This is a genomic window from Lysobacter sp. HA18 (genome assembly GCF_054057595.1).
In genome coordinates, this window is record NZ_JBSRZL010000001.1 from 2665060 (window position 1) to 2678311 (window position 13252).

10 protein-coding genes are annotated in these 13252 nt (G+C 68.0%); 7 read left to right on the plus strand and 3 right to left on the minus strand.

What is annotated here, in order from left to right; genetic code table 11:
• Nucleotides 1–53: 53 nt before the first annotated feature.
• The gene (locus ACVWWW_RS13090; protein ID WP_456998710.1) at nt 54–2294 is read left to right on the plus strand and encodes a DUF1631 family protein; all 2241 of its coding nucleotides are present in this window, start codon (nt 54–56) and stop codon (nt 2292–2294) included.
• Nucleotides 2291–2650 (plus strand): PilZ domain-containing protein, encoded by a 360-nt coding sequence (locus tag ACVWWW_RS13095; protein WP_027082018.1) that lies wholly within the window; start codon nt 2291–2293, stop codon nt 2648–2650. The genes ACVWWW_RS13090 and ACVWWW_RS13095 overlap by 4 nt, the downstream gene beginning before the upstream one ends.
• Here ACVWWW_RS13095 and ACVWWW_RS13100 read toward each other — a convergent pair.
• Nucleotides 2641–5280 carry a bifunctional diguanylate cyclase/phosphodiesterase gene (locus ACVWWW_RS13100; RefSeq protein WP_456998711.1) on the minus strand — a complete coding sequence of 880 codons (2640 nt, stop codon included), beginning with the start codon at nt 5278–5280 and terminating at the stop codon, nt 2641–2643. The genes ACVWWW_RS13095 and ACVWWW_RS13100 overlap by 10 nt on opposite strands.
• A 25-nt stretch (nt 5281–5305) precedes the next feature.
• On the opposite strand from ACVWWW_RS13100, the gene pepQ reads away from it, so the two are divergent.
• The gene (pepQ, locus tag ACVWWW_RS13105; RefSeq protein WP_027082016.1) at nt 5306–6631 is read left to right on the plus strand and encodes a Xaa-Pro dipeptidase; all 1326 of its coding nucleotides are present in this window, start codon (nt 5306–5308) and stop codon (nt 6629–6631) included.
• Here the strand turns inward: pepQ and crcB are convergent, their stop codons facing one another.
• Together crcB and msrB are read right to left on the minus strand one after the other, a co-directional pair.
• Complete coding sequence (gene crcB, locus ACVWWW_RS13110) at nt 6632–7012, minus strand: fluoride efflux transporter CrcB (protein WP_027082015.1); 381 nt, start codon at nt 7010–7012, stop codon at nt 6632–6634.
• Between the two features lies 1 nt (nt 7013).
• Nucleotides 7014–7439: a peptide-methionine (R)-S-oxide reductase MsrB gene (gene msrB / locus ACVWWW_RS13115; protein ID WP_027082014.1), complete on the minus strand. Its 426-nt coding sequence runs from the start codon at nt 7437–7439 to the stop codon at nt 7014–7016.
• Nucleotides 7440–7548: 109 nt separating this feature from the next.
• On the opposite strand from msrB, the gene lptD reads away from it, so the two are divergent.
• Genes lptD through rsmA form a run of 4 tightly spaced genes read left to right on the plus strand, consistent with a single transcriptional unit; the run spans nt 7549 to nt 13233 of the window.
• A complete protein-coding gene (gene lptD, locus ACVWWW_RS13120; protein ID WP_155914123.1) occupies nt 7549–9990 on the plus strand; it encodes an LPS assembly protein LptD in 2442 nt (813 codons plus the stop codon).
• A complete protein-coding gene (locus tag ACVWWW_RS13125; protein ID WP_036141029.1) occupies nt 9987–11387 on the plus strand; it encodes a peptidylprolyl isomerase in 1401 nt (466 codons plus the stop codon). Before lptD ends, ACVWWW_RS13125 begins: the two co-directional genes overlap by 4 nt.
• Nucleotides 11388–12374, plus strand: a complete 987-nt coding sequence (pdxA, locus tag ACVWWW_RS13130; RefSeq protein WP_027082011.1) for a 4-hydroxythreonine-4-phosphate dehydrogenase PdxA — start codon at nt 11388–11390, stop codon at nt 12372–12374.
• Nucleotides 12375–12432: 58 nt separating this feature from the next.
• Complete coding sequence (rsmA, locus tag ACVWWW_RS13135) at nt 12433–13233, plus strand: 16S rRNA (adenine(1518)-N(6)/adenine(1519)-N(6))-dimethyltransferase RsmA (RefSeq protein ID WP_027082010.1); 801 nt, start codon at nt 12433–12435, stop codon at nt 13231–13233.
• The last annotated feature ends 19 nt before the right edge of the window (nt 13234–13252 follow it).

Genomic DNA, 13252 nt, shown 5'->3' on the forward strand with positions numbered 1-13252 from the left:
ATAGGCGGATTCCGTCCGCGGACGCGATTGCGTCCGCGGCGTTGCCGCGCCGGGTGCGGGACGCAGTGGACGCCGTGTACACCACGGCGTACGAGCTTGTCGTCGACCCGTTCGACCGCGCGCTCACGCAGATCGCGGGCCGCCTGACCAACCCGCGCGACACCGGCACCATCTTCGCGCTCGGCAGCGTCCAGGCCGAGCAGTCGCAACTCCTGCTGCGGCGCCAGCGCGACCTTATCGACAGGTTCGCGCGTGCGCTCGACACCGAGCTGGCGACGCTGCGCGCCACGCCGCAGCCGTCGCGCGCGAGTTCTGCCGCTGCATTCGCGATGCCCTCGTTCGACGAGCTTCGGCTGGTCGATGACGATGAGCAGGACATCGAAACCGAATTGAAGACGGTCACGCTTCGCGTCGAAGCGCGCGCGCCGTTGCCGATCCACCTGTTGTGCCAGCGCTTCGGTGTACTCGCCGAACGCCCGGCATTCGAGCCGCTGACGCTGCCCGTCGGGCCCCGTCGCCTGTGCGAAATGGTGGTGGCCGCCGCGGAGTCGTGCGGCTTGCACTTGCCGATGCGTGTGATGCTCCTTCGCGAATTCGACCGGTCGGTGCTGGTGGACTATCCGGTCGTCGCCGAAGCGATCAACGAAGCGCTGGTGCGCCATCGCATCATGCCCGGGCTGTCGTTCGTACCGTTGCGTCCGCGCGCACGCGTGGCGAGCGCGACGGTCGAGGGAAGCGCGGTCGCCGAACGCGAGCGCCCGCATACAGGCTGGGCCGGCGCCGCGCCCAGCGAAGGCGACACCCCGACGTTCGAGCTGCTGCAGGAATTGCTCGCCTCTAAACGTTCGATGGCCGACCGCTTCCGCGGCAGCTTCGGCGGTGCGAATGCGGGTGCAAGCTTCGGCGGAAATTCCGGCCTCGGCAGCGGGCAAAACAATGCCGACGCAGGCCGCAGCACGGGCTCCATCAGCACGAGTGCGCTCGCGGCTGCGACCGCACGTCCCGAACTTCCGACCGCCGTCGCGCTGCAGTTGCTCGCGTCCGCGGGCGATGACGTCAACGGTCTCGACATCGACGGCATCCGTCAGTGGCTTTTGCTCCATGCGCGGCAACGCCAGGGCGAAGCGGTCGCGCTGTCGCGAGAAGACGCCGACATCTTCGAGTTGCTGTCGCTGATGTATGCGCATCTCGACCGTGAGATTCGCGGCGACGCGCCGGCGAAGAGCATGCTCGATCGCCTGCGCCTGCCGCTGCTGCGTCTCGCGCTCGCCGATCCCGGCTTCTTCCTGCGCGCGGCGCACCCCGCGCGCGAAGTGCTCAACGCGGTCGCCGAATCCGGCGCGCGCTGGTATGCGGCCGACGACATTGATCCACAGCTCCTGCTGCACCTCGAGCGCATCGTCGATGCGATTGCGTGCGCGCCGGACGACCCGGCCGCGGCGTTCCGCAGCGGCGTGACCGCGCTCGACCAGCAACTGCAGGCCGTCGCGCGACGCTCCGAAGTGTCCGAGCGCCGCAACGTCGAAGCCGCGCGCGGCAAGGACAAGCTCGCCGTCGCACGTCGCCGCGCTGCCGACGTCATCGACGCGGCGCTGCAATCGATCAAGCTACCGGCCTTCCACCGCGGCATGCTGCGCCACGCTTGGGCCGACGTGCTGACGCTCGCGCATCTGCGCCACGGCGAGGACAGCACGGAATGGGCGGGACTCGTCGAGGCGACCGACGAGCTGGTGTGCGCCGCAGCGGGTCAGGCGAATGCAGGCCCGGATCTCGTGCTACTCGTCGACCAGTGGCTGTCGACCGTGGGCTACCACGCGGACGACGCGTCGCGCATCGCGCGCATCCTCACCGGTACCGAAGATGACAGCGGCGATGACGCATCGACGCGTACCGAACTCGCCATGCGCCTGAAGTCGCGTGCACGCCTTGGTGAAGACACCGATGCCGACAGCGATGGCGGCGAGCGGCTGGACGCGGAAGCACAGCTGCAGGCCAATCGCATCCGCGAACTGCCGCCCGGCACATGGTTCGACCTGCGCGACGAAGGCGGCGCGACCACGCGTCGCCGCCTGTCGTGGTTCAGCACCGTGACCGGTCAGACGCTGTTCGTGAATCCGCGCGGGCAGCGCGTCGCTGACGGCACCGTCGACGGACTCGCGCGGGATCTCGCGGCGGGACGCGCGCAGGTCGTCACCGCAGGCGAAGGTCGCATCGTCGATCGCGCATGGCGCGCCGCGCTGCAATCGCTCGGTGCCGGATCAACATCGGCGCGTCGACCGGAGCGCGCCGTATGAACACGCTCGCCGACGAAGCGCGTCGTAGCCGGCGCCGCCGTGTCGATGATCGCGTGGAAGTCATCGACGAGATGACGGGCCAGGCCGTCGGCCAGCTCGGCAACATCTCCGAAAGCGGCATGCTCCTGCTCGCGAGCGGGCCGCTGCACGAGGACTGCCTCTACCAGTTGCGTTTCATGCTCGCCGACCGCGCCGGCAATCGCCATGCATTCGAAGTCGGCGCGCATCTGCTCTGGCAGAACGCCGCGGCGGCGCCGGGCCAGGCATGGACGGGCTTTCGCTTCCTCTCGCTCGACGACGGCCAGATCGACCGCCTGCGCGACTGGATCGACGCGCCGGGCGCGACCTACGTCTGATCGCGACGATGGATCTGCGCCGGCTCGGGCCGGTGCAACGCGAAACCCTGAGCATGGTCGACACCGATTTCGGTGAGCGAGCGGATGATCGCTTCGCTGTCCACCCACTCCGCCACCACTTGCATGCCGCGCTGATGGCCGATGTCGGTGACCGCACGCACGATGGCGTGGCTCATCGGATCACTGATCAGGTCCTGCACGAAGCTGCCGTCGATCTTGATCATGTCGACGGGCAGGTTCTTGAGATAACCGAACGACGACATGCCGACGCCGAAGTCGTCCAGCGAAATACGGCAGCCGGCCTTGCGCAGCTGGTTCATGAAACGCGACACCTGCGCGAGATTGCGCACCGCGAGCGTTTCAGTGATTTCGAAGCACAGCCGCCGCGGATCGATGTCGTGCTGCGAGATGAGTTCGAGGATGCGCGCGACGAACGATTCGTCCTCGATCGTCGCGCCTGAAAGATTGATCGCCACCATCGACAGGCCGCGCCCTTCCGGATGCAGGTTGTCGATGTTCGCGAGCGCGGTCTCGACCACCCAGCGATCGATCGCGGGCATCAGGCCATAGCGTTCGGCCGCCGGAATGAACGCGCCAGGCGGCACGATTCGGTCGTCCTCGTCGAGAAGCCGCAGCAGCAACTCGAGACGTGTGCCGCCGGCGAGGCTCTTCAGCGGATGCACTTCCTGGAAATACAGGCGGAAACGGTCGGCTTCCAGCGCCCATCGCAGGCGGTGCGCCCATTCCATCTCGGTGCGACGCTGCGCCATCGCGTTGTCGCCGACGGAGAAGAAGTGCACGCGGTTGCGGCCCGCTTCCTTCGCCATGTAACAGGCGCTGTCGGCCTGCGCGAAAAGCTCCTTCAACGAACTCGTCGGATCGAGCAGTACACCGCCGATGCTCGCGGTGATGCCGTAGCTCGACTGGTCCCACACGAACGTGTAGCCGTCGATGTGCTGCCGCAGGCGTTCGGCCACGAGACGCGCGGCGGCTTCGTCCTGCACGTCGCAGGCGAGCACGCCGAACTCGTCGCCGCCGAGGCGCGCGAGCACGTCACCCGATCGCAGCTGCTCGCGCATCACCTGTGCGAGCTGCGACAGCAACTGGTCGCCGGCCGCGTGGCCGGAGGTGTCGTTGATCAGCTTGAACTGGTCGAGGTCGACGTAGAGCAGTGCGTAATGCGTGAGGCTCTGCGCCGAATGCGCGAGCGTGCGTTCGACGTGGCGCTCGAACTCGCGACGGTTGTAGAGCTCCGTCAACGCGTCGTGTGACGCCTGGTAGCTCAGCAACTCGGTGAGCTGGCGCTGCTGTGAGATGTCCGATGCGACGACAAGCCGCTTCCACAGCCCATTGATGCGCACGCGCGACATCGACACGCTCGCCCAGAAGCGGTCGCCGTTAGTGCTGCGCAACATCGCCTCCACGCTTTCCCAGCCCGGATCCTCGGCCTGCATCACTTCGGCACGGCGATGCGCGTCTTCGAATAACGCATCGAGCGGCGTGCCGTCGACGTTCTCGCCCAAGCGGATGCGTGCGGCTTCGTTCGCGTACATCACGCGTCCGTCGTCCTCGCGCGCCAGCAGCACCAGCGCGGGCAGCAATTCGTTGACGACGCGGAAGCGCTCTTCGCTTTCGCGATAGCGACGGCTCATCGCCTCGCCGACCGCCAGCGCACGACGCCGCGCACCGGCAAGCGCCGCGATCCACAGCGCGAACAAAACGCTGCCGGCGATGCCTGCGACCACGAGCGGCAGGCTCTGGCGCATGTCGATGCGGCCATCGAGCGCGTCGTGCATGTCGACGCGCCAGTGGCGGCCTGCGAACGCGATGATGTGCGTGGCCTTCCAGCCGCTCGCGCTGGCCGCGTGGCCGGGACTGGAATCGAATACGACCGCACCCGACGGCGCATCGACGTCGACCACGCGGAGGTGCAGCGAGTGACGCCATTCGGGACGAAACGCATCCGCCGCGAGCCGCGAGATGCGGAACGACATCGCCACGGACCCGACGAAACGCGCGCGGCGATCGTCCAGCGTCACCGGCGGCTCGCCGGGGCTGTAGACGGGCAGCCGCAGCAGCAAGCCGTCGGGCGCGTGGTCGGCCGGGTCCTGGATCAGGCGGAACGGCGCCGACAGCACCGGCCGGTTGCTGTCGCGCGACTGCTGCAGCGCGACGAGGTTCGCCGGCTGTGTGCGCACGTCCAGACCCAGCACGCGTTCGTTGCCCACGCGGGGCGCGACGTACAGCGTCGGATAGTGCAACCCGTCCGCGCGCGTCTGCGGCACCGAATAGACGACTGCCTGCAGGCCGGGCAGGCGTCGATGCAGGTCGAGCGCGCGATACAGGCGATCGAAGCTTTCGAAATCGACGTCGTGGCTGAGGAAGCCAGTCTGCAATGCACGCAGCGCCAGGTCGTAGTCCCGCAGCTGTTCCTGCAGCGCGCCGATCTCGCCGTCGGCCAGCGCCCGCAGATGCTGCGCCCGCTCCAGGCGCGCGCGATGCAGCTGCTCGCCGACCAGCGCCGCCGTCAGCAGCAGTCCCACGCCGAGCGCGACGAGGCTCGCCGCCCATGCGCGTCGCGGCTGCCGGCGCACGCCCGGCGACGCGGCTGCGGATCGGTCAGAATCCACGTCGTCGCCCTCCGATGCTGTCGACATGACCGATCCTTCGCTTTCGTCCCTGTACGCCCGCCACATCGAAGTGCTGCAGGCCCGCACCGCCATCGCGCTGGAGCGCGGCGGTTTCGACCACCTCGTCGTTCCCAGCGGCACCCTGCACTACCAGGCGTTCGACGATCGTGACTATCCGTATGCGGTGAACCCGCAATTCAAGGCGTGGCTTCCGCTCGTGCGAAACCCGGGAAGCTGGCTCGTCGCCACGCCGGGTCAGCGTCCCAAATTGATTTACCTGCAGCCGCGTGATTACTGGCACGTGGTCCCCGAGGCGCCGCGTGGTTGGTGGGTCGAGCACTTCGACGTCGCGGTGATCCGCACGATCGAAGAAGCCGCCAGCCACCTGCCCCCTCCTGGCAGGTGCGCGATCGTCGGCGAACCGCAGAGCGCGCTTGGCGATTATGCGCCGAACAACCCGGCCGCGGTCATCGCATACCTTGAATACCACCGCGCTTTCAAGACGCCGTACGAGATCGCGATGATGCGCGAGGCCTCACGCATCGGTACGCGTGCGCATCGTGCCGCCGAGGCCGCGTTCCGCGACGGCCGTTCCGAATTCGACATCCACCTCGCATACTGCGCGGCCGCGCGGCAGGACGCCAACGACCTGCCTTACGGCAACATCGTCGCGCTCAACGAGCACGGCGCGGTGCTGCATTACACGGAACTGGACCGCGACGCGCCCGCCGACATCCGCAGCTTCCTGATCGACGCCGGCGCGTCGTACGGCGGCTACGCCTGCGACATCACGCGCACCTATGCGCGCGATGCGGACAGCGAATTCCAGTCGCTGATCAACGCCGTCGACGCCGCGCAGCAGCGCATGTGCGCGCAGGTGCGTTCGGGCGTCGACTACCGTCAGCTGCATCTCGACGCGCACCTCGCACTCGCGGGCGTGCTGCGCGATCACGGCGTGCTGCGCGTGTCGCCGGAAGCCGCGGTGGCGACGGGCGTCAGCGCGACATTTTTTCCGCACGGTCTCGGCCACGGCATCGGCCTGCAGGTGCATGACGTCGCGGGCTTCGCGTCGGACGACGCCGGTGGGCCGTCGCTGCCGAAACCCGAAGGCCATCCCTACCTGCGCCTGACGCGCACGCTGGCACCGGGCATGGCGGTGACGATCGAGCCGGGCCTGTACTTCATCGATATGTTGCTCGAAGACCTGCGCGCCGGGCCGCATGCCGACAGCGTCGACTGGTCGCGCGTCGATGCGTTCCGTCCGTACGGCGGCATCCGCATCGAGGATGACGTGGTCTGCACGGACGGCGATCCGATCAACCTCACACGCGACGCGTTCGCCGCGACCTGATCAGCGCGCGAACGCCACGGCCTTCATGCCGATCCACACCGCCGCAAGGCCGAACAGCACGCTCGCGACGACGTAGCCCGTCGCGAGCAACGCATCGCCGCGACGAAGCATCAGCATCGTCTCCAGGCCGAACGCCGAGAACGTGGTGTAGCCGCCGAGCACGCCGGTCACCAGCAACAGGCGCGCCGGGCCGTTGAGCCCCGGCATCTGCTCGGCCAGTGCCGCGTACGCGCCGATCAGCAGGCAGCCCGAGACGTTGACGGCGAGCGTGCCGATCGGAAAACGCCACGCGGTCGACGTGGCGAGCATCGCGGTACCGACCAGGTGACGCGCCATCGCACCGAGCGCGCCGCCGGCGCCCACCAGCAACACGTCGCGCATGTCAGCCCGTGGGCTCGGATTCGAAGTCGAGCGCAGCGGAATTGATGCAGTAGCGCAGGCCGGTCGGCGGCGGGCCATCCGGGAACACGTGGCCCAGATGCGAATCGCAGTGCGCGCATTTGACCTCGACGCGCCGCATGCCGTGGCTTTCGTCCGCATGCTCGACCACCGCTTCCGGCGTGGCCGGCCGCACGAAGCTCGGCCATCCGCTGCCCGAGTCGTATTTATCGACCGAAAGGAACAGCCGGGAACCGCAGGCGACGCAGGTGTAGGTGCCCGCGACCTTATGGTTCCAGTACTTGCCGGTGAATGCGCGCTCGGTGGCCGAGCACCGGCACACCGCGTACTGCTCCGGAGTGAGCTTCGCGCGCCATTCGTCGTCCGTCGGCGTCTGCGCGATGTCGTTCCGCGTGTCGTCTGAACTCATGCCGCCTCCACTTTGCTGGCCCGATCCTGCCGCGTTGCCGCCCCGTCGGGGATACGGCAAGCTACCCGCCCGATGGCCGGAACGCCATTCATATCCACGGATGCCCCGCGTGCGACCGACTCTCCGCCTGCTCCCGTTATCGCTGTGCATCGCCATCGCCCTACCCGCGATGGCAGCGGAGGAGCAGGACGATTGGAGCCTGTGCCCGCTGCGTGACGCGGTCCCTGCGTTCGAGGGCGTGGGAACGCCGACCTCCGGCGACACCAGCACGCGCCTGAAGCAGCCCACCGACATCGAGGGCGACACGCTTCAGGGCTCGGAGTCGGCCGACACGCTGGTGCAGGGCAACGTGCAGCTGCGTCGTGGTGACCAGTTCCTCGGCACCGACCGCCTCACCTACAACCAGACGTCCGGCGACTACCGCGCCGACGGCAGCGTGCGGTACCAGGATTCGGGCATGCGCATCGTCGCCAAGAGCGCCGAAGGCAATCAGGAATCCGACACGCACACGATCAACGATCTGCAGTACCAGCTGATGCGCCGCCGCGGCAACGGCTCCGCGGAGAAGATCACGCTGAAGGACCAGGACGGCGCACTGTTCGGCGGCACCTACTCCACCTGCGATCCCGGCCAGCGCGCGTGGGAACTGCGCGCGCGCGAGATCGACATCGACCTCGCCAAGGGTCGGGGCGTCGCGCACAACGCCACGCTGCGCGTCGGCAAGGTGCCGATCCTGTACGTGCCGTGGTTCCAGTTCCCGACCGACGATCGTCGCCAGACCGGCCTGCTGTATCCGTCGATCTCGAGCTCGAACCGCAATGGCTTCGACTGGCGTCAGCCGATCTACCTGAACCTCGCGCCGAACTACGACGCCACGTTGTACCCGCGGTACATGAGCAAGCGCGGCGTCAACCTCGGCGCGGAGTTCCGCTGGCTGTACGAACAGGGCAGCGGCACCGTGTTCGGTTCGTGGATGCCAAAGGACGACCTGCCCGATCGTCGCCCTGAGCGCTACCTGGAAGACCTCAACGGCAATCCGATTCCGGGCGCGACGCTGCCTGATCGCAACCGCGGCCAGTTCGGCCTCGGCGCGATCCATAACCTCGGCGGAAACTGGTACGCCAGTGCCAACCTCGGCTGGGTCAGTGACACGCATTACCTAGAAGATTTCAGCAACAGCCTGTACGGCGTCTCAAGCTACTTCGTGCGCAGCGAGACCGGTGTGTCCGGTCGCGGCCGTTACTGGAATGCCGGCATCACCGCCGACCACTACCAGCTCGCCGACTACACGCTGAGCGACGCTAACCTTCCGTACGACCGCCTACCGCGCATGTACGGCCACTGGGCGCAGCCGTTCGGGCGCTGGCTGGAAACGGGCGTCGACGCTGAGCTCGTGCGCTTCCAGCACGCGACCTACGACAACCAGCTCGGTCAGTTCGACGGCTCGCGCCTGGACGTCAAACCATATGTCGCCGCGAACTTCGACGGCGCGAGCTGGTTCATCCATCCGAAGCTGGCATGGCGGTACACCGACTGGCAGCTCGACAACGAGTGGCAGACGCGCTCGCCGGCGCACCTGACGGACCTGTCGCCGTCGCGCAGCCTGCCGATCTCGTCGGTCGACGCCGGCATGTACTTCGACCGTGACACCACGGTGTTCGGCACGCGCTATCTGCAGACCTTCGAGCCGCGCCTGTTCTATCTGAACGTCCCGTACCGCGACCAGAACGGCATCCCGCTGTTCGACACCGCGCCGATGACGTTCAGCTGGGGCCAGCTGTTCCGCGACAACCGCTACACCGGTCCTGACCGCCAGACCGACGCGAACCAGCTCACGATCGCAGCGACGACTCGCTTCATCAGCGAGAACGACGGCCGCGAGCGTCTTTCGGTCAGCCTCGGCCAGATCCGCTACTTCGAAGACAGCCAGGTGTTCATCGATGGCGCCGAGACGCCGGTGTCACAGGGCAAGTCCGCGTGGGTGGTCGAGTCCAGCTTCGCGCCGAGCGATCGCTGGCTGATCAACGGCGCGTACCAGTGGGATCCGAAAATCCGCGGTCAGGACCTCGCGAGCTTGCGCGCACGCTACTTGGTCGGCGACCGCGGCATCATCAATTTCGGCTACCGCTATCGCCGCAACACCACGTACAACCCGGCGGTCGCGGGCAGCCAGCCCGACCTCGTCCGCCAGGCGGACGTGTCGTTCCTGTATCCGATCACGGACAACTGGAGCGTGGTCGGCCGCTACTACTACTCGTTGCTGGACAAGAAGCCGCTCGAGGAAATCGCCGGCGTCCAGTGGGAAAGCTGCTGCCTCGCCGTCCGCGCGGTGGCACGCCGGTACCTGCGCGACCGCACCGGCGACCTGAACAACTCAATCCAACTGGAAGTTGAACTGAAGGGTCTGGGCTCGGCCGGGCAGAAGACGGAGCGCGTATTGCGCCGTGCTATTCTCGGTTACGACCGCGACGACCTGTACCTCGTCCCGCCGCAGACGGTGAGTCCGCCCGTCAACAACGGCACCTCCTCGACTTCCGACCCGACCCCATGAAGACATCCTCCCGCCCGGTGAAGACGCTGCTCGCGTGCCTGCTGTCGGCCACGCTGCTCGCACCCGCGTTCGCCCCGCTGACCGCCGCCGCGCAGCAGCAGGCGCAGACGCTCGATCGCATCGCCGCCGTCGTGAACGAGGACGTCGTCCTGCGTAGCGAGCTCGATCGCGCCATCGCCAACATCCGTTCGCAGTACGCCGGCAAGGAAAGCCAGCTGCCGCCGCAGGACGTGCTGGAGCGCCAGGTGCTCGAGCGCCTGATCCTGAGCAAGCTGCAGGTCGCGCGCGCCGAGGAAACCGGCATCCGCGTCAACGACGAGGAAGTCGACCAGGCCATCGCCGCGGTCGCGCAGCAGAACAACGTCAGCGTCGACCAGCTCCGCCAGCGCGTCACGGCGGACGGCTCGTCGGTCGCCGACTTCCGCGCATCGATCCGCGAAGAACTGATGATGCAGCGCCTGCGCCAGCGTTTCGCGCAGAGCCGCGTCAACGTCAGCGAGGCGGAGATCCAGTCGGCCATGGCGGCGAGCGCGCAGACCGGCAAGCAGTACCACCTCGCGCACATCCTCGTGTCGCTGCCGGAAGGCGCGACCCCGGAGCAGATCCAGACCGCGCAGAAGAAGGTCGAAGGCATCAAGGGCCTGCTCGATCGCCACGAGATCGATTTCCCGGCCGCGGCGGTGCGTTATTCCGACAGCCCGAACGCGCTGGAAGGCGGCGACCTCGGCTGGCGCTCGGCGGACGAGATCCCGACCGCGTTCGCGCAGATGGTCAACAACCTGCAGCCGGGTGGCATTACCGATCCGATCCGGGGCCCCAGCGGCTTCCAGCTGCTGCGCCTCGTTGAAGTGCGCGACGCTTCGCAGGCGCCGGCGCAGATGGTCACCCAGTACCACGGCCGCCACATCCTGATCCGCGTGGGTGACGGCAAGACCGACGACCAGGCGCGCGCCGAAGCCGAAACGCTGGCCGCCCGCCTCGCAGGGGGCGCCGACTTCGCCGAGCTGGCGAAGGCGAACTCGCAGGACCAGAACTCGGCCGGCCGCGGTGGCGACCTCGGCTGGTTCACGGCCGACGAGTTCGGCCCGGAGTTCCGCAGCCAGGTGAACCTGCTGAGCGACAATCAGGTCTCCAAGCCGTTCCGCACGCAGGCCGGCTGGCACGTTCTGCAGCGCCTCGGCTCGCGCGAAGCGAACGTCGGCGATCAGAACCGCCGAGCGCAGGTCGCCGAGACGCTTGGCCGCCGCAAGCTCGAAGAGCAGTGGAACCAGTACCTGCGCGAGCTGCGTGGCGAGGCGTTTGTCGACGTCCGCGGCGCTCAGGCCGCAGCGGCTCCGGCCGCGACGCCCGCGCCCGCAGCGGCACCGGTCACGCCTGCTCCGGCTTCCGGCGGCTGAGTGACCTCGCCGCGCCTCGCGCTGGTCCCGGGTGAGCCGGCCGGCGTCGGGCCCGAGTTATGCGTCGCCCTCGCCGGGCGGCCGCGCGACCATGCACTGATCGCGTACGCCGACCCCGGCGTCCTCGAGGCCGCCGCGCGACGCGCCGGCCAATCGCTCCGACTGGTCGATCCCGACGATGCCGAGGCCGCGCGCGCCGGCGCGCTCGGGATCGTTCCGTTTCCGGTCGCGCAAACGGTCGAACCCGGCCATCTGGAAGTCGCCAACGCGCGTTCGGTGATTGACGCGATGACCGCGGCCGCGCAAGCCTGTCTCGACGGCAGGCTCGATGGCCTGGTCACCGGTCCGGTGCACAAGGCAGTCGTCAACGACGCCGGCATCCCCTACTCCGGCACCACCGAACTGCTCGCCATGCAGGCCGGTTGCGAGGTGGTGATGATGCTCGGCCACGACACGTTGCGCGTGGCGCTGGCGACCACGCATCTCCCGCTGCGCGACGTGCCCGACGCGATCACGCGTGATCGGTTGGAACGCACGCTGCGCATCATCGACGCCGCGCTGCGTCGCGACTTCGGTATTGCATCTCCGTGCATCGCGGTGCTCGGGCTCAACCCGCATGCGGGCGAGGACGGGCACCTCGGGCGCGAGGAGATCGACGTCATCGAGCCGGTGATCGAACGCCTGCGCAGTGACGGGCTGTGGCTCGCCGGCCCCCTGCCCGCCGACACCGCTTTCCTGCCGCAGAAACTCGCCGGCTTCGACGCGGTGCTGGCCATGTATCACGACCAAGGCCTGCCGGTGCTCAAGTTCAGCGGCTTCGAGCGCGCGGTGAACATCACGCTCGGGCTGCCGTATCCGCGCGTCGCGGTCGACCACGGCACGGCACTCGACCTGGCGGGTCGCGGCCGCGCCGATCCATCGAGCCTGTTCGCGGCGGCGGATCTGTGCGCGCGACTGGCGAAGCAGCGGCGTTCGATCCGCGCCTGATCGTCGCACTCAGAACCCGGCGCGCCCTGTCGACGCCCGCTACGGGATAATCCCCCGGATGACGACGAGCCACTTCACCGAGCCGCCGAAGAAGCACCTCGGCCAGCACTTCCTGCACGAGCGCGGGATCATTTCCAAGATCGTGCAAGCGGTGGATCCGCAGTCCGGCGACCGCCTCGTCGAGATCGGCCCCGGCCAGGGCGCGATCACCTTTCCGCTGCTCGAGCGCCATCACGAACTCACCGTCATCGAGTTCGATCGCGACCTCATCGCGCCGCTCACCGAAGCCGCGCAGAGCCTGGGCACGCTGCACATCATCCATTCCGACGTGCTGAAGGTCGACTTCACCGCGCTCGCCGACGGCGGCACGATCCGGCTGGTCGGCAACCTGCCGTACAACCTGTCGTCGCCGATCCTGTTCCATGCGCTGGACCACGCGCCGGTCGTGCGCGACATGCATTTCATGCTGCAGAAGGAAGTCGTGGACCGCATGGCCGCGGGCCCGGGCAGCAAGGTGTACGGACGTCTGGGCGTCATGCTGCAGGCCTATTGCCGCGTCACGCCGCTGTTCGACGTGCCGCCGGGTGCGTTCCGTCCGCCGCCGAAGGTCGACTCGGCCGTGGTGCGACTCGTGCCCAAGTCCGCCGACGAAGTCGCCGTCGTCGATCGCGAGCTCTATTCGCGAGTGGTGCGTGATGCGTTCAACCAGCGACGCAAGACGCTGCGCAATGCGTTGTCGAAGATCTGCGATGCCGATGCGATCGTCGCCGCAGGCCTGGATCCAACGCATCGCGCCGAACAGGTGCCGGTCGATGGCTTCATCGCACTGGCCAATTCACTCGCACGCGCGGGTGCGTGAAGCCCGCGCGGTTCCGTCG